Origin of the sequence: Acinetobacter sp. YH16038 (assembly GCF_013417275.1) — a bacterium.
Classification (GTDB): Bacteria; Pseudomonadota; Gammaproteobacteria; order Pseudomonadales; family Moraxellaceae; genus Acinetobacter.
Window position 1 is genome coordinate 1 of record NZ_VPEG01000153.1, and the last position, 1381, is coordinate 1381.

General features: G+C 33.2%; 2 protein-coding genes. Both read left to right on the plus strand.

The features are described from left to right. The coding region (repM, locus tag FTV34_RS17460; protein ID WP_180070913.1) for a replication initiation protein RepM at window positions 1-822 on the plus strand (822 nt) is incomplete at its 5' end. A 49-nt stretch (window positions 823-871) separates the two neighbouring features. Then, window positions 872-1381 (plus strand): plasmid replication DNA-binding protein (locus FTV34_RS17465; RefSeq protein WP_180070915.1); only part of this gene is annotated, 510 nt, incomplete at its 3' end.

The window sequence follows — 1381 nt, forward strand, 5'->3', positions numbered from 1 at the left end:
ATAGTCGAAGCCAGAGAGTCAAGAAATCTTTCTCCAGATACTCCAATAGAAGTATCTGTGAGTGACTACATCCATCAATTTAAAGTAGATAGTAATAATGCTTATGCTTTACTTAAAGATGCTGCTAAGACATTAAAACGAAGAGAATTTAGTTATCTAGATAGGTATAAGGGGATAGAGGCTCTTTCGACTGCCAATTGGGTTAATAAAGTAACGTATGTTGATAATAACGGTTTGATTGTTTTATATCTAAGTCATGAAGTAATTAGCTTAATAAGCAAATTGAGTGAGCAATTTACAAAATACTATATCGAACAAGTTTCAGACTTTAAAAGTAAATATAGTATTCGCTTATATGAACTTATTATTAAGTGGTTAAGCGTTACTAAGACAGAAAAATACAGCATCAATGACTTGAGATCAAAGCTTGGACTTAGTGTTGAAGAGTATTCAACTATGTCTAATTTCAAATCCAATGTCTTAGACAAAGCAATTAATGAAATTAACAAACATACTGATATAAGTGTTGATTATCAACAGTTTAAGAAAGGTCGAGTTATCACTGATATTCAATTTTCTATAAAGTCTAAAGCTCGACCTTCTAAGCAAACTAACTCTCTCAAACAGTCTTTTTATCAAATGAGTGACTCACAAATTAACTTATTTGGAAATCAATTATCTCGCCTACATGAACTGTCTCATTTAGCAAATCAAGGTGAAAGCTATGAAGAGTTAGCCATTAAAATTAAAGATATGCTCAGAGATCCAGTACAACAAAAACAACTTCTTCCACATCTTAAAGATCTAGGTTTTAACGTTTAAGTACATTACAGTTCATGTAATGACGGACTAAAACCATAATTAAAGAACTATGCCTAAATTTACTGTTGCGGAATTAGCTAAAAAATATGGAATCGCTCGTACATCTATTTATGATCGTATGAAGAATGGTTCTATTAGTTATGAAATTGATGCTAAGAATCGAAAAGTCATTGATTTTAGTGAAATGCAACGTGTTTACGGTATGCCTAACAGTCAGGCTGACAGTAAGCCTGATAGTAAGGAAACTGACAACACTACAGTTGAACTGTACAAGCAACTGATTGAAGAATTACGACATGATAAATCAGTTGCCGAAGAACGTGAAAGGCGTATGTACAAAGAGATTGAGCAACTTAAAGATAAAATTGACAACCTAACATTAGCACTTGGCTATACACCTAAAAATATTCAGCCTGACAGTCAGGCTTACAGTACAAATGAACAAATCCGTACAACTACAGACTTACAAGAAATTGTACAGCCCGAACAAATTACAGCAATAGAAAATAAGCCTATTCAGCAAGCTGCTACGATAACACCGGAACCTAAAAAACGAGGT